18 protein-coding genes are annotated in these 23,933 nt (G+C 73.3%); 15 read left to right on the top strand and 3 right to left on the bottom strand.

The features are described 5' to 3' along the window. The first annotated feature begins 532 nt into the window (after positions 1 to 532). From ACH4DX_RS24915 to ACH4DX_RS24950, 8 genes are all read left to right on the top strand, one after another. Positions 533 to 1,792 carry a DegT/DnrJ/EryC1/StrS family aminotransferase gene (locus ACH4DX_RS24915; RefSeq protein WP_398115378.1) on the top strand — a complete coding sequence of 420 codons (1,260 nt, stop codon included), beginning with the start codon at positions 533 to 535 and terminating at the stop codon, positions 1,790 to 1,792. Then, complete coding sequence (locus tag ACH4DX_RS24920) at positions 1,789 to 2,958, top strand: glycosyltransferase family 4 protein (RefSeq protein ID WP_398156751.1); 1,170 nt, start codon at positions 1,789 to 1,791, stop codon at positions 2,956 to 2,958. Before ACH4DX_RS24915 ends, ACH4DX_RS24920 begins: the two co-directional genes overlap by 4 nt. Positions 2,959 to 3,019: 61 nt before the next feature. Continuing rightward, complete coding sequence (locus ACH4DX_RS24925) at positions 3,020 to 4,174, top strand: hypothetical protein (protein ID WP_398115374.1); 1,155 nt, start codon at positions 3,020 to 3,022, stop codon at positions 4,172 to 4,174. Further along, positions 4,171 to 5,619 (top strand): aspartate aminotransferase family protein, encoded by a 1,449-nt coding sequence (locus ACH4DX_RS24930; protein ID WP_398156752.1) that lies wholly within the window; start codon positions 4,171 to 4,173, stop codon positions 5,617 to 5,619. Before ACH4DX_RS24925 ends, ACH4DX_RS24930 begins: the two co-directional genes overlap by 4 nt. Before the next feature lie 11 nt (positions 5,620 to 5,630). After that, the gene (locus ACH4DX_RS24935) at positions 5,631 to 6,590 is read left to right on the top strand and encodes an NAD-dependent epimerase/dehydratase family protein (RefSeq protein WP_398156753.1); all 960 of its coding nucleotides are present in this window, start codon (positions 5,631 to 5,633) and stop codon (positions 6,588 to 6,590) included. Then, on the top strand, positions 6,587 to 7,243 hold the full coding sequence (locus ACH4DX_RS24940) for an HAD family hydrolase (RefSeq protein ID WP_398156754.1): 657 nt from the start codon (positions 6,587 to 6,589) through the stop codon (positions 7,241 to 7,243). The genes ACH4DX_RS24935 and ACH4DX_RS24940 overlap by 4 nt, the downstream gene beginning before the upstream one ends. A 47-nt stretch (positions 7,244 to 7,290) precedes the next feature. Next, complete coding sequence (gene wecB / locus ACH4DX_RS24945; protein WP_398156755.1) at positions 7,291 to 8,457, top strand: non-hydrolyzing UDP-N-acetylglucosamine 2-epimerase; 1,167 nt, start codon at positions 7,291 to 7,293, stop codon at positions 8,455 to 8,457. Between the two features lie 76 nt (positions 8,458 to 8,533). Next, positions 8,534 to 9,913 carry a GMC oxidoreductase gene (locus tag ACH4DX_RS24950; RefSeq protein WP_398156756.1) on the top strand — a complete coding sequence of 460 codons (1,380 nt, stop codon included), beginning with the start codon at positions 8,534 to 8,536 and terminating at the stop codon, positions 9,911 to 9,913. 71 nt (positions 9,914 to 9,984) lie between these two features. On the opposite strand, the gene ACH4DX_RS24955 is transcribed toward ACH4DX_RS24950, so the two are convergent. Then, a complete protein-coding gene (locus tag ACH4DX_RS24955) occupies positions 9,985 to 10,236 on the bottom strand; it encodes a phosphopantetheine-binding protein (protein WP_398115363.1) in 252 nt (83 codons plus the stop codon). Between the two features lie 100 nt (positions 10,237 to 10,336). Continuing rightward, on the bottom strand, positions 10,337 to 11,695 hold the full coding sequence (locus tag ACH4DX_RS24960) for a condensation domain-containing protein (RefSeq protein ID WP_398156757.1): 1,359 nt from the start codon (positions 11,693 to 11,695) through the stop codon (positions 10,337 to 10,339). 412 nt (positions 11,696 to 12,107) lie between these two features. Between ACH4DX_RS24960 and ACH4DX_RS24965 the strand changes: the two genes are divergently transcribed. The 5 genes from ACH4DX_RS24965 (at position 12,108) to ACH4DX_RS24985 (ending at position 18,161) form a co-directional block, all read left to right on the top strand. Continuing rightward, on the top strand, positions 12,108 to 12,560 hold the full coding sequence (locus tag ACH4DX_RS24965; RefSeq protein WP_398115359.1) for a GNAT family N-acetyltransferase: 453 nt from the start codon (positions 12,108 to 12,110) through the stop codon (positions 12,558 to 12,560). Between the two features lie 313 nt (positions 12,561 to 12,873). After that, positions 12,874 to 14,679, top strand: a complete 1,806-nt coding sequence (locus ACH4DX_RS24970; RefSeq protein WP_398156758.1) for a non-ribosomal peptide synthetase — start codon at positions 12,874 to 12,876, stop codon at positions 14,677 to 14,679. 261 nt (positions 14,680 to 14,940) lie between these two features. Then, a complete protein-coding gene (locus tag ACH4DX_RS24975) occupies positions 14,941 to 16,080 on the top strand; it encodes an aminotransferase class I/II-fold pyridoxal phosphate-dependent enzyme (protein ID WP_398156759.1) in 1,140 nt (379 codons plus the stop codon). Positions 16,081 to 16,083: 3 nt separating this feature from the next. Continuing rightward, entirely contained in the window at positions 16,084 to 17,295 is a 1,212-nt protein-coding gene (locus ACH4DX_RS24980) for a PLP-dependent aminotransferase family protein (protein ID WP_398156760.1), read from the top strand. Continuing rightward, the gene (locus ACH4DX_RS24985) at positions 17,292 to 18,161 is read left to right on the top strand and encodes an acetoacetate decarboxylase family protein (protein ID WP_398156761.1); all 870 of its coding nucleotides are present in this window, start codon (positions 17,292 to 17,294) and stop codon (positions 18,159 to 18,161) included. Before ACH4DX_RS24980 ends, ACH4DX_RS24985 begins: the two co-directional genes overlap by 4 nt. Before the next feature lie 26 nt (positions 18,162 to 18,187). Here ACH4DX_RS24985 and ACH4DX_RS24990 read toward each other — a convergent pair whose 3' ends face one another. Continuing rightward, entirely contained in the window at positions 18,188 to 19,051 is an 864-nt protein-coding gene (locus ACH4DX_RS24990; protein WP_398156762.1) for an alpha/beta fold hydrolase, read from the bottom strand. Positions 19,052 to 19,494: 443 nt separating this feature from the next. Between ACH4DX_RS24990 and rsgA the strand changes: the two genes are divergently transcribed. Then, complete coding sequence (gene rsgA, locus ACH4DX_RS24995) at positions 19,495 to 20,523, top strand: ribosome small subunit-dependent GTPase A (protein ID WP_398115347.1); 1,029 nt, start codon at positions 19,495 to 19,497, stop codon at positions 20,521 to 20,523. A 199-nt stretch (positions 20,524 to 20,722) separates the two neighbouring features. Continuing rightward, a complete protein-coding gene (locus ACH4DX_RS25000; protein WP_398156763.1) occupies positions 20,723 to 23,929 on the top strand; it encodes an amino acid adenylation domain-containing protein in 3,207 nt (1,068 codons plus the stop codon). Positions 23,930 to 23,933: the final 4 nt, after the last annotated feature.

The following is a 23,933-nucleotide window of genomic DNA, read 5'->3' on the forward strand; positions in this document are numbered from 1 at the left end:
TGTGGACCTGGAACTGTCGTCGCGTATATGAAGAAATCCGAGCGCCGCACGCGTACGAACGAGTCCGCTGCGTTTGGCGCGCGGGCCGTGAATGAATTCCCGCTGTCCGGCTGAGGAATGTGGCGGGGCAGAAACCCGCGACGCCGGGGCACGCCCTATTCCGTGAAAGGCACGCGCAATTCCCGGTCGAGCCGTTCGCCGGCCGGGCGCCCGGCGGCGCGAATACGGTAAGCGCCGGGCGGACGCACGTCATCTGCGTAGCACGTCGTCGCCCAGTGCGGGGTGGGCCCCTCCCGCCATGCCCACAACGCGCTGTCGGGCCCGGTCACCGCACCGCGGTGCACCACCTCGTCCTCCCGTGTGACGCCGTACCCCCCTCACCGACCCGGCCGCGTCCTGGATCGAGGGCGTCCCCGGACCCGTAAGCACACCAGCCGACCGCTTCCCCACCCGAGGCCGACCGCTTCGCACCCGAGGCCGACCGCTTCGCCATCCGAGCCCGACCGCTTCGCCATCCGAAGGGAGCCGGACCATGAGCGAGCCGCTGGAGCGGCACGCCCCACCCGTGCGACACGACAGACGTCCCGCCAGAAGCGCCGTGGAGGTCGGCACCCGTGACTGGGCCCTGCCCTTCGGGCGGCCCCGCCACGACGAGCGCGAGGTCTCCGCGGTCACCGCGGCCCTCCGGGCGGGAGACCTGGCGACCGGGCGGACCACCGCCGAGTTCGAAGCCGCCTTCGCCATGCGCTTCGGCTTCCGCCACGCCGTGGCCGTCACCTCGGGCAGTACCGCCAACCTCCTGGCCCTGGCCGCGGTGGCCGAACGCCACGGGCTGCGCCCCGGGGACCGGGTGGTGGTCTGCGGGGCCACCTTCATCAGCGCGGTCACCCCCGTGGTCCAACTCGGCCTCACCCCGGTCTTCGTGGACGCCGAGCCGGGAGGGGTGAACGTCGACCTCGATCTGGTGGCCGACGCCGTCCGGCAGCACGGCGCGAGGGCGGCGCTCCTCCCGCACGCCCTCGGACAGTCGTTGGACTCCCGGCGGCTCGGCGACCTCGTCCGACAAAGCGGCGCCGTCCTCATCGAGGACTGCTGCGAATCCCTGGGCGCCACCGACGGGCGGGCCCGCGTGGGCACCACCGGGGCGCTGGCCACCTTCAGCTTCTACGCGGGCCACCACCTCACCATGGGGGAGGGCGGCGTCATCGCCTGCGACGACGCGCAGGACGCGGACCTGCTGCGCAGCCTGCGTGCCTTCGGCCGGGACTTCGCCTACAGCGGCGGGCGGATGCGCTACCCGGTGGGCGGGCGCCGACTGGGCGGGGAGGAGCGGTACATCCACCTGCGGATCGGCTACAACGGCAAACTGACGGACTTTCAAGCGGCTTTCGGGCTTGTGCAGTTGACCCGTGAGTCGGAGATGGCCGAGGAACGCAGGGCCGCCGCCGGGGCGCTGTGCGAGGTCCTCGCCGACTTCCCGCGCTGGCAGGTCCTCGGCGACCCCGCCGGCCCCGGCGCCTCGCCGTTCGCGGTTCCGCTCCTCGCCCCCGCCGGCGCGTCCCTGGGCGACATCGCCGACGTGCTCGCCGCCCACTCCGTCGAACCGCGCGGCTTCCTGGGCGCCTCACTGCCCGAGCAGCCCTGCTTCGACGCCGTGGAGCACGTGGTGCACCAGCCCTACGCGCACGCCCATGACCTGGCCGCACGAGGGCTCCTCATCGGCTGCCCGCCCGGCCTCGACCTCACGGCCGCAACGACCGCACTCGCCAAGGCCCTCCGGGAGACGACATGAGGATCACCCTGATCGCCGAGAAGTACCCCCCGGTCGTCGGCGGCGGTGAGACCCATGTGCACCAGGTCGCCGAAGGACTCGTGGCCGCGGGCCACGAGGTGACCGTCGTGACGGAAGCGGTCCCCGCGAGCGGCGAACGGGACCTCTACCGCACCGGGAACGTCGCCGTCAAAGAAGTCACGGGGCTCGTCGCCGCCTGCCGGCGACTCGACTGCAAGGACGCCGTCGCACACCTGCACACCGAGCTGAGCACCACCGACGCCGACATCGTCCATGTCTTCAACTACGTGCCCGCGCTCCTGGTGAGCTGGCTGCGGCCCAGCGTCCGCGGCAAGCTCGTCGTCTCCCTCTTCGAGACCTTCGTCCCGGGCGTGCGCGTCTTCGACCTCTGGGCCGACTACCCGCTGGAACGAGCACTCCAGCGCGGCCTGGTCGACAACCTCCGCCCCGACCTGCTGCTGTGCGGATCGAAGGCCTACGAACGCTGGGCCCGTGAGGCGGGCTTCACCGAACCGGCGACAGTGGTGGAGTTCGGCACCGACCTCACCGCCTTCGGAACCTTCCCCGAGGCCCGTACGCGCTGGCGCACGGAGCGCGGACTCGGCGACGAGCCGGTCTTCCTCGTCCCCGCCCGCCCCGTGCCGCGCAAGCGCATCGAGGACGCCGTCGCCGCGCTCGCCGACCTGCACACCACCCACCCGGACGCCCGGCTCGTCCTGACCACCCCCACGGGCCGCTCCGACTCCGGCTACGTGGACGGCCTCGTACGCCGGGCCGAGGAGCTGGGCGTGGCGCGGCACGTGCTCTGGGAGGAGGGGCTGAGCTGGCAGGACATGCCGACGCTGTACGCGGCGGCGGACGCGATGGTGCTGCCCTCCTCGCACGAGGGCTGGGGCATCGCCCTCACCGAGGGCATGGCGAGCAGCCGCCCCGTCATCACCACGGACGTGGAAGGCCACGACGAGGTGGTGACCCACGGGCAGACCGGACTGCTCTACCGGCCCGGCGACGTCCCCGCGCTCGCGAAGGCGATGCGCACCGTCCTCGACACCGACACCTCCGCGCTCGTCGAACGGGCCCGCAAGGAGGCGCTGGACCGGTTCTCGATCGAGGCGGTCGTACGGAACCACATCCGCGCCTACGCGTCACTGCTCGACGGCGCCTGACCCCGCGGGCGGAACCCTGCCCGGCCCCCGCCCGCCTCGGCCCGAGGAGGTTCGGCCACAGATGAGCACCCGCACCCCGTCCCCCGGCACCTCGCCCACCGGCGCACCAGCCACCGGCCCGCGATCCACCACCGACCCACCCGCCGCCGACGCCTCCCGCGCGGCCTGCGCGCGTGCCGCCGCCGCGCTGAGCCGGTGGCTGGCGTCCGGCGCCACCCAAGCCCCCTCCGGGGCGTTCTGCGGCTGGCGTGACGAGGAGAGCGGGGAACTCTCCGCGCCCTACCCCGAGATCACCGGCTACATCCTGACCTTCCTCGCCGGCGTCGGCCCCACCGCCGCGGCCCGCGCCACCACCGCCGCCGACTGGCTCGCGGCACGGGCCGAAGCAGGTGACTTCTCGGCCCGCCCGGAGAAGACCCGGGGCGCCGTCTACACCTTCGACGTCGCGATGGCCGCGCACGGTCTGCTGCGCCTCGGCCGGACCACCGCCGCACCCCGCCTGGTGGACGCCGGCCTGGCGTACGCCGACGTGCTGGTGCGCGCCGCCGCCCACGGCCCGCTGCCCCCCGTCGTCCCCGGCACCGAGCCGGGACCCCTGCCCGCCGCCTGGTCCACTCGCGGCCGGGTCCACCTTCTGAAGGCCGTCCAGGCGCTGCTGGCCGCCGCGGACGAAGGGCTCCCCGGAGCCATGCGACTGGCCACGTCGCTCACCGACGAGGCACACACCTGGCGGGAGCCCGACGCGTTCCCGCCACCCACCCAGCCCGGCAGCACCCTCGTCAGCCTGCACGCGCTGTGCTACGCCGCCGAAGGCCTCTGGATGTGGGCCGACCGCACCGGGGACGCGCGCGCCCTGGACCGGTCCCGCGCGCTCACGGCCTGGGTGTGGAGGCGGCGTCTGCCGACAGGCGGCTTCCCCGGCTTCGTCGACCGGGCCGAGGGGACCCCCGCACCCGTCGGGCAGCGGCAGTCGGACGTCGTCGCCCAGGCCCTGCGGCTCGCCCTGCTGCACCGGCTGCCCGACGCGGACACCGCCGCCGAGGCCGCGCTGCTCGTCGAAGACCTGCGCCGGGTCGCCGACGGCCAGGCAGCCGTCCCGTACCGACCCGGCGCCCCGGAACGGCACCTCAACACCTGGGCGTCGATGTTCGCCGCGCAGGCCCTCGGCCTCGCCGCCACCCACCACCCCACGATGAACTGGCAGGAGCTCGTGTGACGATCCCTCTTTCCGCGGCAGGCCCCGACCCGTCCGCGCAGGCGGCCGCCCCCGCGGCCCAGACAGCCGACCACCAGGACCGGGACCGCCTGTTCGCCGCGCGCCAGTCCCTCGCGCCCCTGCCCTTCGCCCGTGCCGAAGGCTCCTGGCTCCACCTGACCGACGGCCGCCGCGTCCTGGACGCCGCCAGCGGCCTGATCTGCGTGAACGTCGGCCACGGCCGTCCGTCCGTGGTCCGCGCCCTGACCGAACAGGCCGCCGTCGGGGCGTTCGCGTCGCCGGGAGCACTCCGTCCCGGGCCCCAGGAGCAACTGGCCCGCCGCCTCACCCGCCTCGTGGGACGCCCCGACGACCGCGTCGTCCTCGCCTCCACCGGGACCGCCGCGGTCGAGATGGCCATCTCCCTGGCGCGCCTCGCCCAGCGGGCCCGCGGCGGCCACCGCCGCCACCGCGTCCTCACCGCCTCGCTCAGCTACCACGGCAACAGCGCCCTGACCCTCGGCCTGTCCGGCCACCGCAGGCGCCGCCCCCACTCCGACGACGCCATGGGCCTTGCCCCCGCCTTCGACCCGCCCTACCCCGGCATGCACCGCGGCTGCCGGTACGCCCAGTGCCGCGCCGACTGCGCCGACGCCGTACGGGACGCCCTGGGCGAGGACCCCGAAAGCGTCGCCGCCGTCCTCCTGGAGCCGGTCAACGGCACCACGGGCGGCGCCTACGAGGCACCCGACGGCTATCTCGCCCGGGTGCGGTCGCTGTGCGCGGACCAGGGCGTGCTGACCCTGCACGACGAGGTGCTCACCGGGCTCGGCCGTACCGGCGGGCCGCTGGCCGCCGACCACCGGCCGGGCGCGAGCGCCGACATCACCGTGCTGTCCAAGGGGCTCGGCGCGGGCTACCTGCCGATCTCCGCGGTTCTTGTGGCCCCGCACCTCGCGGAGGACGTCCTCGCCGCCGGGACACCGCTGCCGATGATGGGCACGATGTCCGCCACCCCGCTCCAGGCCGCCGTCGGCCTCGCCGTGCTCGACGTCCTCGAGGACACGGGCGCGCTCACCGACGCCCAGGGCCTCGGCACCCGCCTCGGCAGGGACCTGCGCCGCACCCTCGCCACCGTGCCCGCCGTCACCGACGTACGCGGCCGCGGCCACTACTACGGCGTCGAGCTGGCCCCCGGCACCCTGCACGAGGCCATGCGCCGCACCCGCGAACGGGGCCTGCTGCTGTACCCCTTCAACGGCTACCGGCACGACGGCGGCGGCGAAGGGCTCATCGTGGCGCCCCCGCTGACGGCCTCCGCCGACGAACTGGACTTCCTGACCGAGCACCTGCGCCCGGCACTCGCGAACCTGCCAGGACCGACCGCGCCACCGCCCCCGGCACACCCGGGCCCCGCGACCGTGCCGTCACCGGCCCGCCCAACGACGCACTCCCCAGCGCTGTGAGGGCGGCAGGCATGGAGTGGAGCAACCACCCGGTCCTCGTCACCGGGGCGGACGGGTTCGTCGGCTCCCACCTCACCGAGGCACTCGTCGACCGCGGCGCCCGGGTCACCGCCGTCGTCCGCAGGACGTCGCGCTCCCAGGTCACCGCCCGCTTCCGGAACCTGTCCGAACGCACCGTGGCGGGCCTCGGCGCCCTGCTCCACGTCGACCTCGCCGGACCCGACGCCGTGCCGGCCCTGACCGCGTGCGACGCCCGCACCTGGTTCCACCTGGCCGCGGACGCCTATGTGCCCGCGTCCCTCACCCAGCCCGCCACGGTCGTCCAGACCAACATCGCCTCCACGCTGAACGTCCTGGAGGCGGCCCGGGCGGCGGGGCCGCGACACCTGCTGGTCACCAGCTCCAGCGAGGTCTACGGCACCCACCCCGGACCGATCGCCGAGGGCGACCCGCTGGAGCCCGCGACCCCCTACGCGGCGTCGAAGGTCGCCTGCGACCGCCTCGCCCGCTCCTACCACGACGCGTTCGGCCTGCCCCTGACCATCGTCCGCCCCTTCAACTGCTATGGGCCACGGCACGTCTACGACGTGGTGCCGCTCTTCCTCGCGCGCGCCCTGCGCGGCCGTCCCCTGGTGGTCAACGGCGACGGGGCCCAGACCCGCGACCTGACCTACGTCGCCGACACGGTCGAGGCGTTCCTGCGCCTGGCCGAACTGCCGCCCGAGGGCAAGCCGTACAACATCGGCACCGGAGTCGACCACAGCGTCGCGGACCTCGCCCGGCAGGTCCTCGCCCTCACCGGGTCGGCCTCGCCGCTGCGGCACGGCCCGGCACGGCCCGGAGAGGTCCGCAAGCTCCAGGCGGACGCCACGGCCCTGCGCAAGGCCACCGGCTGGGAGCCACGCCACTCACTGGCGGAGGGCCTGCGGCTCAACCTGGAGTGGACCCGAGACAACCTGGAGTGGCTGTGACGCGCGGGGCCCTGCTGGTGGACGCGGGCGGAATCCTGTTCAACAACGTCACCGAGGAGTCCGGCTTCCTGCCCGAACTCGCCGAACGGTACGGCGCCGACGCCGACCGGCTGCGCGCGGAGCTGGACCTGCGCGACGCCGCGTACGAGACGAACGCGCGCAGCGTCTTCGACGTGCTCCGCGACGCGCTGACGGCGGCCGGGGCACCCCGCTCCACGGACCTCGACCGCGAGCGGATCACCGCCCTGTACCTGGCGGGCGTCCGCGCCCACCGCCCGGTGTTCGACGCCCTGGAGCGCCTCCGCGCCGAACACCCCGGGCTCGTCCTCGCCCTCGCCAACAACGAGGCCGAGGCGTGGGACCGGGCCAAGAACGCCGAGTTCGGCCACTTCGGGTACTTCGACGTGCTCGCATCCTCCTGGAAGCTGCGGGCGGTCAAGCCCACGAGCGTCTACCTGGAGCGCCTGCTGGACGCCTGCGGCTGCTCCCGGGCACAGGCGGTGTTCGTCGACGACAACCCCGACGTCGTCTCCGCGGTACGGGACTTCGGCCTGGCAGCGGTGCACCTGACCGACCCGGCACGGTTCGCCACCGCCGTCCCGGCGGCGCTGCGCGCGCTCGCCGGGCCCGAGACCGGGGCGGGAGCGGGATGAGGGCCGAGGCGCCGATCGACGGCCGGGGCGGAGCGCCGGCCACCCCCGTGGAAACGGACACCGTGCCGTCGAGCGTGGGCCTCGACGGGGAGGTGAACCCGCCCCCGGGGAACGACGGCATAGCGATCGTCCTCGGCACCCGCCCGGAGATCATCAAACTGGCGCCGGTGATAGAGCTCCTCGGCCGCCGGGCCCACGTGGTGCACACCGGCCAGCACTTCGACGCGGCCATGTCCGACCGCGTCAGCCTGAGCATGGGCACCCGCCGCTACCGCCTGCGCCTCGACGTGGGCGGCAAGAGCCGCGGCGGCCAGCTCGGCATGGCCGTCGCCGCACTGGACCGCTTCTTCAGCGGCTGGCGTCCCCGCGCGGTGGTGGTGCAGGGCGACACCACCTCCGCGCTCGCGGGCGCGCTCGCCGCCAACGCGGGCGGCCACCCGCTGGTGCACGTCGAGGCGGGCCTGCGCAGCTTCGACCGGCGCATGCCCGAGGAACACAACCGCGTGCTCATCGACCACCTCTCCGACCTGTGCTGCGCGCCGACGTCGATCAGCCGGGACAACCTGCTCGCCGAGGGCATCGCCACGGACCGGATCGCGGTGACCGGCAACACCGTGGTCGAGGCCGTCGCCAAGGTGCTCCCCGACACCGCCGCGCGTGCGGCCCTCCAGCGCGCGCACGCCGTCAAGGAGAACCAGTACGTCCTGGTGACCCTGCACCGGCCGGAGAACGTGGACGCCGCCGACATGCTGCGGACGCTGCTCACCGAGCTGAGCCGGGCACCCCTGCCGGTGCTGTTCGTGGTGCATCCGCGCACCCGCTCCAGCATCGTCCGCTTCGGTCTCGGCCCGCTGCTCGCCCCCTTGCGGATCGCCGACCCCCTGGACTACCCCGAGTTCCTCGCCCTGGCCTCGGGAGCCGCCCTGCTGGTCTCGGACTCCGGGGGCCTCCAGGAGGAGGCCAGCATCCTCAAGAGGCCCATCCTCGTCGTCCGGCAGAGCACCGAACGGCCCGAGATCCAGGGCACCTTCGGCGCCCTGGTGCCGCCCGGCGACCGGCTCGGCCACACGATCCGGCACTGGCTGTCGACCGCCGAACAGCGCCGCCTGCGCCTGGCCGGCCTCCACTGCCCCTTCGGCGACGGCCACGCCTCCCACCGCATCGTCGAGGAACTGCGCAAACTGCTCCACGACTCCGAGGACGCGGCGCGATGACGGGCTCCACCACTGCCGTGCCGGCGGCGTCCGCGACCGCCGCACTCCTGCCGGCGGACGATGCGAGGAGGACAACGTGAAGGACATCCCCGTGGCCGTGGTGGGCAGCGGAATGAGCGGTGGCGCCGTCGCCGCCGCGCTGGCCCGCGCCGGTGTCCCGGCCGCCGTCCTGGAGGCCGGCCCCGACCGGGGCCGCGGCCACGTGGCGGCGAAACCGGAGTCGGCGGCCCTTGCCGACCCGGAGGCGGACGAGACCTTCGCCCCCTTCTTCGCCCCGGCCCCGGGACCGCACTACGACCGCCGCTGCGGGCTGCGCAGACGCGTCGGCGGCAGGTCCCTGTACTGGCGCGGCATCAGTCTGCCCATCGAGCCCTACGCCCTCGCGGACTGGTCCGCGGCGGTCCGCGGACGCCTGGGCGAACCGGGCGGCAGCGGGCTCTACGGCGAGGTGTGGGAGGAACTGGAGCGATGGACCGGCCGCGCCCTGCTCACACCGCTCGACGACCGTGAGTCCGCCCTGCTCGACACCGTACGAAGCCGGGGATACGGCGACGCGACCGTGACCCCGAGAGCCGTACGCGTCCTCGGCGACGGCCCGAGCGGAGAGTCCGCCTGGGAGGCGTACTCGCCCGTGGGCGGCTTGCCCGCCGCCTCAGTACGCGACCGGTGGCCGGTCGAGGACCTGGTGCCCGCGCCGGACGGAACCGTCGAGGTGCGTGTGGCCGGGGGAGCCGAGAGCGTGCGGGCCCGCGCCGTCGTGCTGTGCGCGGGCACGGTGCACAACGCCCGGCTCCTGGCCGGGGCCGGTCGCCGCGCGGGAGTGGCGGTGCCGGACACGTTCGCCATCGTCGACCACCTCGTCCGCGGCTGGGTCGCCGCGGTGCCGGGTGACGGGCCCGTCGACGCCTCCGTGCTCGCCGTGCGCGACGCCGGTGCGCGCTCCAACGTGATGGTCGAGGCCACCGCCACGGACGGCGTCCGACTGCTCGACGTGTGGGCGATGGGGGAGCAACTGCCCTCACCTGAAAGCCGGTTCGGGTTCGACGGCGAAGGGCAGCGCCCCCACCGCACGGCGGGCCACAGCGTCGCCGACCGTGAGGTGCTGGAGCGTCAGCGAGAACTACTGCGCGCGCTCGCGGACGCCCTCGGCGTGGCCGGCGGCGCGGACCTCGCGGCCGCCCGGGACTGGCCCGACTTCGACACGGCCGTGTCCCGCGCGCGGCGGTCCCCGGGACGTGCGGTCCCCTACGGCTGCCCCCTCGGCAGCCTCGACCACGAGTCGTGCTCCGTGCCGCTCGGCGGGCCGCTCGTCGACGACACGGGACGCGTGCGCGGCCTCGGACCGCTGTATGTCGCCGGACCGTCGGTGTTCCCGCGCGCGGGCGCCGCCAACCCGTCGCTGACCACGCTCGCCCTGAGCCGGTATGTGGCGGAGAACGTCCTGCGCGAGCTGTGAACGCCCCGGCCGGGCCCGGTCGCACCGGGCCCGGCCGGGACGGGGCGTGCCCGTCGGAGCAGCGGAGTCGGTTACCCGCGGGCCCGGGTGAGGAGTTCCGCCACGTCCCGCACACTGACCGACGTCATCAGCTCGAACTGCGCCGGCAGCGGGCCGCCGCTCACTTCTTCGAGCCGGTAGATCAGGGCGATGATCTCCACGGAGTCGAGGCCGAGGGCCCGGTCCCCGTCGTGCGACCACAGCAGGCTGTCCGCGTCCAGGACGGAGCGGTTCACACGGCCTTCGGTGACGGCGACGACGTACTCACAGACCTCGCTGGTCACGGCGTCAGCGGGAGGCGTCGCACCAGTCGTCGCACCAGTCGTCCCACCAGGCCTCGCGTCGGTTGTCGGCGTGGCACCGGTCTGCGTCCCACCGGTCGTGTCAGCCATGTCGGGCTCCCTCCCGCTCGTCGGCCCGGACGGTGCCCGCGCCGTGCTCCGCGTCCGGCGTCCCGGCCTCCGACAGTGCCCCCACCGCGTTCGCCAGGTAGCTCTCGACCCGCGCCTGCGGATAGCGGCCGCTGCTCGTGTACCAGCGGATCTCCAGCGCCCCGGAGTCCAGGACGAAGTCCACCTCGTGCAGGTTGTCCCGCTCACCGCCCAGGGGCAGGTCGTCGCCGGAGGACTCGGGCACCTCGCGCAGCACGGTGAGCCGGGAGGGCAGCCTCCGCCCCACGTAGTTGGCGGTGATGTCACCGATGGGCAGACGGCGGAGCCGCTCGCGCACCCGCGGCTCGCCGAGGTACTTCAGCAGCCCGAAGGTGATCCCGGCCGACGGCACCCGGTCCAGGTGACGCTGCGCCGCCTGGAGCTGGTCGACGACGGGGGCGTTCGTCGCCAGCTCCACCGTCACCGGATACAGACAGGTGAAGTCGCCCACGGTGCCCGACAGATTGGGCATGCCCGGGATGCCGCGACGGCCGCTGCCGATCAGGTTGACGGTGGCCCGCAGGTCGTCCCGGCCCGGGAACAGGGCGTTGAGTACGGCGACCACGGCGACGGCGTTGATGGTGACCCGGGCGCCCCCGGCCAGCGGGCCGAGCAGGCTCCGCACATCCGTCGCCGGGAGCCGGGCGCACGTCAGCTCGGTCAGCCCGACGCTGTTGGGTCCGCCCGCGGGCCCCGGCTCCACAGGCAGGCCGGTACCGACGAGCCGCTCCCACGCCTCGGCGTCGGCGGCCAGCTCGGCCGAGCACGCCCGGTCGGCGAGCCATCGTGTGGCGTCGTGGTAGGAGACGGCCGGGGGCTTGAGCTCCGCCTCCCGCAGCGCGGCGTCCAACTGGGCCTGGAGCAGCAGCCACCCCACCTGGTCGACGACGAAGTGGTGACACAGGAGCAGCAGCCGCGGTGCGCTCGGGTGCGGATAGTGGACACAGCGCAGCAGCGGGCCCTGTTCGAGCACGAACTGCCGATGCAGCTTCTGGGCGTCCGCCGTGACGAACGCGGTCAACTCGTCCGGGGTGAGGCCCGCGGTGTCGCGGACGGTGGCATCGAACCGCTCGTCCGCGGCGAGCAGGGTGTATCCGTCCCCGTCCAGCCGCAGCCGCAGTACGTCGTTGCGGGCCACGACGGAGCGGACCGCGGCGCGGACACGGTCGAAGCCGAGCTCCGGAGGCACCGCGTACAACTGGCTGACGTTCCAGTGGTGCGGCTCGGGCAAGTCGCGTTCGAGGAAGCGCGCCTGTTCCGGCAGGAGAGGGCCCCTGAGCGGACCGCTCGTGACCGACGACGGCTCAGGCATGACTGCACCGGCCCGCGCGCGCCACGGTGACGTACCGCGGGGGCCGGGCGGTGGGCGAGGGCGGACGGGGCGGGCGGGCGGATGTCGGCGGTGACGCGGTGGCGGTGGCGGTGGCGGACATGGACTGGTGACACCCCTTTGCGCGACGTGGCCACCCCACAGGGGGGCCATAGGACAGCAAGGTGTTTCCCTAGATGTGCTCGGTTCTCCTGTGACGGCATGCTCCGCCCGGGTACGGACGGCGCGATCCCTCGCACGATCGGCTGATTCTGTCGGGGAGATTCCTCACCGGGTCGCCGGGAGGTGGCCCTCCGGTGACCGGCGGCGAGCACGGCGGCAACGCCGTACGCCCTTTGTTCGAGGGCGTGTTGACCGTGTCGGAGGTGTCTGCGCGGGCCACTAGGATCGGCGCATGCAGATCACATACGAATGGCGCGGTGACTTCGACGATGACACCCTCAACGCCCTGCACAGTCAAGGGTTCGGTCAGTCCGCGCTGTCCGTCGGCTGGTGGGAGCAGGTACAGCGGCACAGCCTCGGGTGGGTCGTGGCCAGGGAGCCCGGGGGAGCCGGCGAGGGCGGTGCGCCCGGGGCGGCCGAGGCGGCCGGCCGGCTCGTCGGGTTCGTGAACGTCGCCTGGGACGGCGGCGTGCACGCCTTCGTCCTGGACACGCTGGTCGACAAGGAGTTCCAGCGCCGGGGCGTCGGCACCAGCCTCGTCGCCGAGGCCGTACGCGGCGCCCGGGCAGCCGGATGCGAATGGCTGCACGTGGATTTCGACGAGGAACACCGAACGTTCTACTTCGACGCCTGCGGATTCCAGCCGACGGACGCCGGACTCATTGCCCTGTGGCCCGACAGGTGAAACCATCATCTCGTTGGCCATGATCCACGCCGGGTCGCTGGTACGTGCAACCGGATGAAGAGGGAAGTTATCGCAAGCCGGGAGTCCCGGCAGTTTTCCTGTGGCGCGTAATCGCCCTGACGCTCCGTCTTCCCCTTGTGCATCAGGCGTTCGGCCCGGGGCTTCGATCTCGGCGCAAAGAGTGCTGTTATGCGTGGCCACAGCAAGCGACCATCGAACAATGCGACAGCCGACCGCAACTGTGGGGTCCTCGCATACCGCTGACCCCTCCGAGTCCACTCGACACTCGATTCCCCTCATTTTCCTGCGCCACGTGCGGGAGACCCCGCATCACTCCGCACTGATCACCGCGCGGGGACACCTCCTCACCTATCAGGAGCTGGACGAGAAAGCGCGTGCGGTGGCCGCGGCGCTGACGGCGGCCGGCGTGCGCCCCGAGGACGCCGTCGGCGTCTCGGTGACCGGTACGGAACACATGGTCGTCGGCGCCCTGGGCGCCCTGCTGGCCGGCGGCAGCTACGTTCCGCTGGACGCCGGGTACCCCGCGGCCCGCCGAGCCGCGATGATCGGCGACGCCGGAGCCGACGTGGTGCTCGTCGACCCCACCACCTCCGCCGGGTACGGCGACGTGGCGTGCCGTCTCCTGGACATCGACGAGGCCATGACGCACGACCCCGTCGCGCCGGCAGCCGTGCACGACGCCGACCCGGCCGCGCTCGCCTACACCGTGTTCACCTCGGGCACCACCGGCGGCCCGCGCGGCGTGGCCACCACGCACGCCGCCGTGGTGAACATGGTCACCCACCAGCCCTACGCGACCATCGACGGCACCAGCAGAGTCGCCCAGGCCGCCAACCACTCCTTCGACGTCTGCGCGTGGGAGATCTGGGGAGCACTCCTGAACGGCGCCACGCTGGTGGAGGTCGACCGGCGTGACCTGCTCGACCCGGAGCGGTTGCGCGCGGCGCTGCAACTGCGCGGCGTCACGGCCATACTGGTGGTCACCGCGCTGTTCCACCGCCTGGTCGAGCAGGATCCGACCTTGTTCGCACAGGTCGACACGGTGCTCTTCGGCGGCGAGGCGGCCGACCCGCGCCGCGTCGCCGACGTGCTGGCCACCCGGCCGCCCCGGCGCCTTGTCCACATGTACGGACCGGCCGAGACCGCCACGTACGCGTCCTGGCACGAGGTGCGGAACTGTGCCCCCACGGACGACACCGTCCCCATCGGCACACCGCTGCGCGGCTACGAACTGCACGTCCTTGACGAGCGGTTGCGGCCGGTGCCCGCGCCGGGCAACGGGGAGCTCTACATCGGGGGCGCGTTCGCGGCCCGCGGCTATGCCGAGCGGCCCGGCGAGACGGCGGCGCGCTTCGTGGCGGACCCCTTCACCCGCACCCCGGGGGGTCGGCTGTACCGCACGGGTGACCTGGTCAGACGCCTCCCCGACGGGAACCTCGCCTTCGTGGGCCGGGCCGACCTCCAGGTGAAGGTCAGCGGATACCGCGTCGAACTCGGTGAGATCGAGGCAGCCGTCGAGGAGCGGCCCGACGTCGGCGACGCCGTGGTCCTCCAGGACGAGCAGGACGGCGTGCGCACGCTCGTCGCCTGCGTGCGGCCCCGAGCGGGGGGCACGGCCGACCAGGTCGACCAGGACGCCCTGCGCGCCTGGCTCACCGAGGCCCTGCCCGCGTACATGGTCCCCCGTCGCACGGTCGTCCTCGACGCGTTCCCGCTGAACCCCAACGGCAAGGTCGACCGCCAGGCCCTGCGCCGTCGGCTCCGGGACCGGCCGGTGGAGCGGCGCGACGGCGACACCGGCGTGACGGGGCGGCAGGACGACACCTCGGACGTGACGGAGCGGCTGCTCGCCCTGTGCGGCGACGTCCTGGGCGTCGACGCCCTCGACCCCGAGGACTCGCTCCTGGGGGCCGGGGGCCACTCGCTCGCCGTCATGCGCATCATCGGCCGGGTCAAAGAGGAACTGGGAGTGCGCCTGCGCACCTCGATGCTGCTCGATGCGAACACCCCCCTGCGTGATATCGCGCACCACATATCCGAACGCCGCACCACTACGAAGAACCGCACCGCGAGTATTTCCGAAAGCCATCCCGCCTGAGCGCGTGCGCCCGAAAGAACACCGCTTCCGTTCCGGCCGTCATCCGCGTCGCCCCACCCGTTCCCGTCCTGCCCGCCGTCGCTTTGCGCGCCGCCGTCTTCCGCACCTCGAGTCGCGCCCGCAGGAGAACTACCGCTGTGCGGGCGGCGATTGCCGCCGCCCGCCCGTCGGACACGCCGCAAGCGCTTGAGGGCGATCACCCTGCCGTGGAGAGGACCGTTCCATGAACAGCCCGTTACTTGTTTCCCGGATCGGTATTCCGTGCTGAACCTCACCGAGATCGAACAGCAAGCCCTCGACGCCCCCATCAACCTGTCCGACGGCCACGCCAGACAACAGCCGACACCGGCCCAGAGCGCGCTCGTCGCCCGCCTGCCGCAGTGGTTCGCGGAAGTCCGCGACGCGCCGTTCGAGGAACTCGAACGCAGGGCCCAGACCGCGTTCCTCTCGGCCCTGCACCAGGACCGGGCCCCCGTCACGGCGGGCCGGGTCCTGAGCGTCTACTCGTCATCCGTGGCGACCATGGCCGTCGGCCGGCTGCTCCAGCGCAGGTCCGGCCGTGTCGCGCTGATCCACCCCACGTTCGACAGCATCGCCGACCTTCTGCGCGGCCATGTGGACCTGGTGCCCATCGCCGAGCAGGTGCTCGCGGAAGGCGACTGGGAGCGGGCCGTGCCCGCCGACGTCAGCTGCCTGTACCTGACCGTCCCCAACAACCCGACCGGCTGGCGGCTCGACGAGGCGGCCCTGAAGGACCTGGCACGCTGGAGCGCCGAGCGGGATGTGCTGCTGTGTGTCGACACCTCCTTCCGGGGGTTCGACCAGCGCACGCAGTACGACATGTACCGGGTCCTGGAAGCCGCGGACACCGACTACGTCCTGTTGGAGGACACCGGGAAGCTGTGGCCGATGCTGGAACTCAAACTGGGCTTCCTCGCGATCAGTCCGCGCATGGAGCGGCCCATCAAGAAGATCATGAGCGAGGTGCTGCTGAGTGTCTCGCCGCTGGTGCTGCGCCTGGTCGAGGAGCTGTCCAAGGACTACGCGGCCGGTGGCATGGCCCAGTTGCACGACCTGATCGACACCAACAGGCGCCTGGTCGCCGAGACGGTCACCGACCTCGACGGCGTCACCCTGCTCGACCCCGACTCACGGGTCAGCGTCTGCCGGCTGCGCCTGTCGTCCGCCGACAGGAGCCTGTCCGCCCGGCGGGCCCTGAGGGAGAGCGGCGTGCATGTGCTGCCCGCGGGCCAGTTCTACTGGGCCGACCCCTCCGCGGGCACGGACCAGGTGCGGATCGCCCTGGCCCGCGACCCGCACGTCCTCGCCGAAGCCCTGAACCGTATGTCCGACGTGTGGGCGGGACAGCGGCAGCGGCAGCGGATGCACGTGCTGGACTGACCCATGATCACCCCGGACCCACGGACGGCGTGCCCCATCGGCGGAACGCCGGGCATCGCGCAGGTCGAGTCGGACGACGGACTCGACCTCCGCGTCGGCCAGCCCGCCCCGGCACTGCTCCCCACGGACCTCGTGGCCCGGCACCAGGCCGTCGCGCTCGACCGGTACGGTCCTGCCGCGCTGGCCTACGGCGCCAACGCGGGGCCGCTGCCGGCGCGGGAGGCCCTCGCGGCCTGGACGGCGGGCGCCGAGGACGGCCACTGGACGGCACGGGACGTCTTCGTCTCCGCCGGTGCCAGCCACGCGCTGGCCCTGCTGTGCGAGGAACTGGGTACCCCGGACGCCCGCGTCCTCGTCCAGCGGGCGAGCTACAGCGTGGCGCTCGACCTCTTCCGCCGGCACCGTCTGCGGCCCCTGCCCGTCGGCGCGGACGACTGCGTGCCCACCGCTGCCGAACTCACCGCGGCGGTGCGCGCCGCCCGCCGCGCCGGTGAGCGGATCGCCTTCGCCTACCTCCAGCCCACCTTCCACAACCCGACCGGGCGGACCTGGACCACCGCCCAGCGCCAAGCCGTCGTCGAGGCCTGCGCGAACCTCGGTGTGACGGTCGTCGAGGACGACCCCTACCGCGAGGTGCACTTCGGGGACCGGCCCCCGCCCTCGCTGGCCGCCCTGGGGACCCTGGGACCCGTCATCGGTGTACGGACGCTGTCGAAGGTCCTCGCGCCGGGGCTGCGGGTGGGCTGTGTCGTCGGCGGTGCCGCGCTGAGGGCCCGTCTGGAGCGGGCCCCGCTGTTCGCCAGCGGCGGCGGCATGGCCCATATCGGCGCGCTGACGGCGGCCTCGCTCCTGGCGTCGCCCGCCTTCCCCGCCCACCTCCGGCACCTGCGCGTCGCATACCGCGAGCGACGGGACGCCCTGTTGGGCGCACTGGCCCCGGCAGCGGGGGCCGGCGCCCGCTGGGAGCGTCCCGACGGCGGCTTCTTCGTGTGGCTGCGGCTCGGCGGCGGCGTCCTCGCCGACACCGTCGAGAAGCTCTCGGTCCGGTACGGCACCCAGGTGCTGCACGGCGCGCCGTGCCGGGCCCGCCTCGGCGACGGCCGCCAGGCGGTCCGCGTGTCCTACTCCATGCACCCCGTCCCCGCACTCACCACCGCCGGGCAGGCCCTCGCCCGGGCCGTCACCGAGGCATCCGGAAGGAACCCCAGCCGATGACCATCGCACCGAACGGGCAGCAGACCGCGGCGGCGGCACGACGCCCCGAGGCGACGCCCCCGACCGCCGGGCTCGCCACGGCCCCTGACGGGCCGACGGGCTACACGCTGCCGCTGTCGCCCGACGGCCGCTCGTCCCTGGTGCCGTCACCGCCGTGGCACTTCTCCGGCGACGTGCTCTACGTCGCGTTCCGCACCGACCCGGAGGTGGTGCGCGCGTTCCTGCCGCCCGCGCTCCGGCAGGGAGAGATCGACGGCACGGCGGCGGCCGTCTTCGGCGACTGGCAGTCGTGCTGCGACGACGGCGCGGAACTCGAGGACCCGGTGCGCGCCCAGTTCCGGGAGTTCTCCCTGTTCGTCGCCTGCACCTGGCGGGGCAGGCCTGCCGTGCGCTGCCCCCTCGCCTGGGTGGACGCCGACTTCTCCCTCGTACGCGGCCTCGTCCAGGGATATCCCAAGAAGCTCGGGGACATCGCGATGACCCGCAGCTTCGGCATCGGCAGGGCCGGGGCGCCGCTCGCCGCGGGCACCGCCCTCGCGGGCACCCTGGCGGCCGGGCACCGCCGGCTGGCCGAGGCCCGCGTGGTCCTCGACCGCCCCGCCGACCTGCCACCCCTGATGACCCACCCGATGGTGCACACCCGCCGCTTCCCGGCCTGGACCCCGGACGGGCCGGGGGAGACGGAGCTGGTGACCGGCGGCAGCACCGACCAGACGTACGCCGATGTGTGGGCGGGGCGGGCCGAACTCGCCTTCTTCGACTCCCCGGTCGGCGACCTGGCGGCCTTCGCGCCCCGGGAGGTGCTCGGCGGATACCGGTTCTCCTTCGCCGAGACCCTGCTGGGCGGAGAGCGGGCCGAGGCGTGACACCGGTCGGGGCGGCCGCCGTCGGCTCATGTCACCAGGTCGCCGACGACCCGGGACACCGTGTCGAGGTCCAGGTCGGTGAAGCGCGGACCGCGCCGTGGCCGCATGGGTTCCACCCGCACCGGGCGCGTCCACCGCAGCCGGTCGCGCAGCCCCGCCTCGTCCTCGGTCACCACGACGACCCGCGTGCCCTCGGGCACCACGTCGGGGTCCCGCAGCGGTGCGCACCCGGCATTCGCCTCCCAGACCCGGTACATGCCGTGCACGATGCGGGCCGCGGCGTCCTCGCCCACGCCCTTGCGGCGAAAGACCTCGGCGAGCCAGGCCAGGCGCGTCGCCCGGTCCGCGGCCCGGAACATCGGCCACGGCGGCCGGTGCTGCTCGGGGATCTGGTCGAAGGCGAAGGCGGCGACGTTGTCATCGCCGCTCGGCTCGTCCGGGCCCGGGTCGATGAGGACGAGCGCGGCGAAGCGCTCCGGGGCCCGGGACGCCATGGCAAGGGCGATGCCGTACCCCATGCAGAAGCCGAGGGCGACCGTCGGCCGCGGCGGCCCGGCGGCGTCGAGCTCATCGACGTAGCGGGCGGCCATGGCCGGAAGGGACGTGTCGGGCGCGCCGCCGGACAGGCCGTGTGCCTGGAGGGTGAGCAGTGCGGCCGACCGCGGCAGCCGGCCGATCAGGGAGCGCGCGAACAGCGACACCCCGCCGAAGGCGTGCGGCACCACCACGGTGCCGGTGCCGTCGGGCGGGGAGACCAGGAACGCCAGCGAACGCAGCATCGCGGGCGGGGTCCGCGCGGCCGCGGTGTTCGCATCCGCGGTGGTGCGGTGCTTGCGGTGCTCCTCCGCTTCGGCATGGGATCCGTCGGAAACCGGGATGTCCGTCGTCATGTCCTTCGCTTTCTGCTGGGTTTCGCCGGTCTCGCGGGACATTTCCGTCCGCGCTTTCCGCCCCCGCCCTCCGGCCGCTTTTCCCGTGCCTCTTTTTTCCGCGCCCTCCGAGAGGCCGTCACCGCTCTCCGGGACGCCGACATCCATCATTGCCGAGTTCGTTGGAACAAGCACGTAGAATGTCAGCCATCTCTTACGGATATATCGGTGGCGTGTCGTCCATGCCACGTACACGTGCATGAACATGCACATGAACACGCGTATGAAAAGGGAGCAGTGTGCCCCGCGTCCTGGCGGCTCGAACCGGATGGCGGAAAATTGACGAACTGCCCGCACCCTTGTCCTTGTTCCGCGGAGCCGCATAAACTCCGACGTAAACTCCGCCCCCGAGTTGTGGCCACCACGCGGGCCCTCATCGGTCCGCACAAGCGAAGGTAAGAGCTGTGTTATCAAGAACGCTGATCGATTACGGCTGGCAGCCGTCGCGCGACGGCGAACTCCTGGAGGACCTCACGCCCGGCCGCGTGGTCGCCGTGCACTCGGGCGCCTTCGACGTGGTGACGGAGGACGGCACCATCCGCACGCGCCTGCCGCGGCGGCTGCTCAACGACGGCGTGGACGTCGCCGTCGGTGACTGGGTCGGCATGGGCGAGGAGCTGATCCGGCAGGTGCTGCCCCGCACCTCCGCGATCGTGCGCAACGCGGCGGGCCGTGCGACCACCGCCCAGACCCTGGCGAGCAACGTGGACATCGCGTTCGTCGTCACCTCGCTCGGCCCCGACCTGGAACCCAGGCGGCTGGAACGCTACCTGGTCGCCGTGTGGTCCAGCGGCGCCGTGCCCGAGATCGTGCTGACCAAGGCGGACCGCTTCGACGACGTCAGCGAGATGCTCGCCGGAGTCGCCGAGGTCGCCGTCGGCGTCCCCCTGCACGTCATCAGCTCCCACACCGGCCTCGGCTGCGAGGAGTTGCGGGCGCGGATCGAGCCCGGCACCACGGCCGTGCTCCTCGGCTCCTCCGGCGTCGGCAAGTCCACCCTCGTCAACCGCTTCGCCGGGCGCGAGGTGATGGCCGCCGCGCCCACGCGTGCCGGCGGTGACGAGGGCAGGCACACCACCACCCACCGCGAGCTGCTGCTCCTGCCCGGCGGCGGCCTCCTCATCGACACCCCCGGCCTGCGCGAACTGCAACTGTGGGACGACGAGGGCCTCGACGACGCGTTCGCCGACATCGCGGAGCTGGCCGAGGAGTGCCGCTTCCGGGACTGCACCCACACCTCCGAGCCGCACTGCGCGGTCCTCGGTGCCGTGGACGGCGGCACGCTCACCTCCGAGCGCCTGCGCAGCTGGCGCAAACTCCAGCGCGAACTCCTGGTGGCGCGGGCGCGGCAGGACGTCCGCCTCCAGCACGAGGAGAACCGCCGCTGGGAGGAACACCGCCGCGAGGCCCGGGCCAAGGCCAGGCGCCGCTGACCACGGCCGCACCCACCGGGTCGGCACACGCGTCGGGTGGGCGGCCGCCGAGCCGGCGCCCGCCCACCCTCCCGCCAAGGCCTCGTCACGCCCGACAACTCCTCATCACGCCCACCGAGTACACGCACAGCGCTGCCAGGGGCACCGGCGTCGATCCCCGCTGCCTCGTGTGACCGGACTGCGAAAGAGGTGCTGCGCCATGGCCGTAGATCCCGAGGACCCTCCGGTGGAGCACGTGGCTCCCCTCACCGGCGTACAGGAAGGGATGTGGTTCCTCTCCCAACTCGAAGGACAGCCCGCCTACATGTTCCAGGCCTGGCTGAACCTGCGCGGGCGGCTCGACCGTGACGCGCTCCGGCGTGCCCTGGACGAAGTGATCCGCCGGCACTCCGCACTGCGCACCACCTTCGCCACCGACCAGGGCCGCCCCCACCAGCGCGTGCACGCCCCCGTACCCGCGGCGATCGAGGTCCGATCCGTGGCCGGCCTGAGCGAACGGGAGCGGCAGGACGCCTACGACCGGGCCGTGCGCGAGGTCGTCACCAGGCCGTTCGACCCCGCCCGGCTCCCGCTCATCCGCTGGACCCTCTTCGAAGTGGCCGAGGACGAGCACCGCCTGCTCCAGAGCGAGCACCACCTCATCCACGACGGCGGCTCGTTCGTCATCTTCGCCGACGAGTTCGTCCGCCTCTACCACGCCTACAGCCACGGGGACCCCGACCCGCTGCCGCCGCCGAGCACCCAGTACTGGGAGTACGCCCACCAGGACCGACAGGAGCTGGCGGAGCGACTGCCCGAGGGCCTGGAGTACTGGCGCAAGCAGCTCAGCGACCTGCCCGGTAGCCTCGCCCTGCCCCTCGACCGGCCCCGCCCCGCGGTCCAGCGCTTCCACGGCAGCACCCACGACTTCGTCATGGATCCCGAACTGAGCCGCCGAATACGCGAGTCGGCGAAGGACCGGCAGGTCACCCTGTTCGGCTACATGCTCGCCGCCCTTGCCGTACTGCTGCGGCGCTACAGCGACGAGACCGACCTCGTCATCGGCAGCGGCGTCGCCAACCGTTCGGACCCCGGCGCGCAGCGCATGATCGGCATGCTGGTCAGCACCGTCATGCTGCGCATACCCCTGGCGGACGACCCGACGGTCGGAACGCTCCTGGAGCGCACGCACACCGTGCTGTGCGACGCGCTCGACAACCAGGACATCCCCTTCAGCAACGTGGTGCGCGACCTGCGGATCAGCCGCAGCCTCTCCGTCAACCCCGTGACGCCGGTGCTGTTCAGCTTCCACGACCTGCCCATGGCGCGGATCGACGACGACGCCCTGACCATCGACGTCCACGAAGGGCTGAACGCGGGCGCCGCCAAGGTCGACCTCGACATCGTCGTCATCCCCTCCACCCGGCGCCGCATCCTCGGCCCGCCCACCGACGAACCGGACAGCATCCGGCTCATCTGGGACTTCAGTACGGAACTGTTCGACCGCACCACCATCGAGCGGATGGCCACCCACTACTGCGGCATCCTCGCGCAGATGTGCGCACTCGGCCCGGACGGCCGCGTCTCGGGCATCGCCCTGCGCGATGCCACGGTGGAGCAGGCCCTCACCGACTTCAGCGGTACGAGCGTCACGCGCCCCGAGGGCCGCACCGTGGTGGACCTCTTCGAGGCCCAGGCCGCCCGCACCCCGGACGCCGTCGCCCTGGAGAGCGGTGCCCGCCGCGTCACCTACGCCGAACTGAACCGCTGGGCCAACCAGCTCGCCCGGGAGCTGCGGGCCCGGGGGGTCGGCGCGGAGGACACCGTCGGCGTCTGCCTGCACCGCTCTCCCGAACTCGTCCTCGCCCTCCTCGGCGTGCTCAAGGCCGGCGCCGCGTACGTCCCGCTCGACCCCTCGCTGCCCGGTCAGCGCCTGACCTGGCTCGCCGCGGACGCCGCCGTGAGCGCCGTCGTGGGGCGGGCGCCGGGCGAGGCACCGCTGACCCCGCCGCGGGGCGCGGTGTGGGTGAGCCTGGACGACGAGGCCTGGACCACGCACGACGGGGACGATCTGGACGGGCCCCGCTACGAACGCGCCCTGTGCCACGTCCTGTACACCTCCGGATCCACGGGCACCCCGCGCGGCGTCGGCATCGAGCACCGATCCCTGGTGAACTTCGTCGAGGCCACCGCCGACGACTTCGCCATCACGCCCGCCGACCGCGTCCTGCACATGGCGTCCTTCGCGTTCGACACCCACGCGGAGGAGATCTTCGTGACCCTGACGCGGGGCGCCACGCTCGTGCTCGGGGTCGAAGCGGCCGAGCCCCGCACCTTCCTGCGGCAGGTCGACGAGGCCGCCGTCACCGTCATGGGCCTGCCCACCGCCTTCTGGGGCGAGATCGTGCGGTCCCTCGACGCCACCGGGGCACCGCTGCCGGAGCGGGTGCGGCTCGTGCCCGTGGGCGGTGAGGCGGCCAGCGCCGTGCTCGCGGCCGCCTGGCACCGGGTGACCGGGGGCCGGGTGCGCCTGCGCAACGGCTACGGGCCCACGGAGACCACCGGCGTCGCCACCGCCACCGACCTCACCGCCGACGACCTCCTCTGCGGGCGACGGCCTCCGATCGGACGGCCGCTGCCGAACGTGCGGGTGTACGTGGTCGACGACGCGCTGCGCGCACTGCCGGTCGGCGTCCCCGGCGAACTCCTGATCGGCGGCGTGGCCGTCGCCCGGGGATACGCGGGCCGCCCCGGCTGGACCGCCGAGCGGTTCGTGCCCGACCCGTTCGCACCGCGAGCGGGGGAGCGGGCCTACCGCACCGGGGACCGCGCCCGCTGGCTGCCCGACGGGCGGCTCGAGTTCCTCGGCCGCAGCGACGACCAGATCAAGATCCGCGGCTACCGCATCGAACCGACCGAGGTGGAGAAGGCGCTGCGCGAGGGCGGCCTGGCCGAGGACGCGGTGGTCGTGGTCCGTGACGACGACCGGGGACAGCGCCGCCTGGTGGCGTACCTCCTGGGCTGGGACGGGCAGGCGCCCACCGTCACCGAGATCCGCGACACCCTGCTCACCACCCTGCCCAACTACATGGTCCCCGCGGTCTTCGTCCCCCTGGAGCGGATCCCGACAACCGTGCAGGGCAAGACGGACCTGCGGGCGCTGCCCAAGCCCCCGACCGACCGGCCCACGACCGAGCGCGTCGCACCGGAGTCCGATCTCGAGGCGGCCCTGGTCGGCATCTGGCAGCGCGTCCTGGGGGTCGAGACCGTCGGCTGCACCGACAACTTCTTCGACCTGGGGGGCGATTCGCTGCTCTGCATGCAGATGATCGCGGCGGCCGACGACCACGGCATCAGCCTCACCCTCACCCACGCCTTCGAGCACCAGACCATCAGGGGCCTCGCGACGGCGGCGTCACGTCCCTGACACC

Source organism: Streptomyces sp. NPDC017940 (genome assembly GCF_044328435.1).
Classification (GTDB): domain Bacteria; phylum Actinomycetota; class Actinomycetes; order Streptomycetales; family Streptomycetaceae; genus Streptomyces.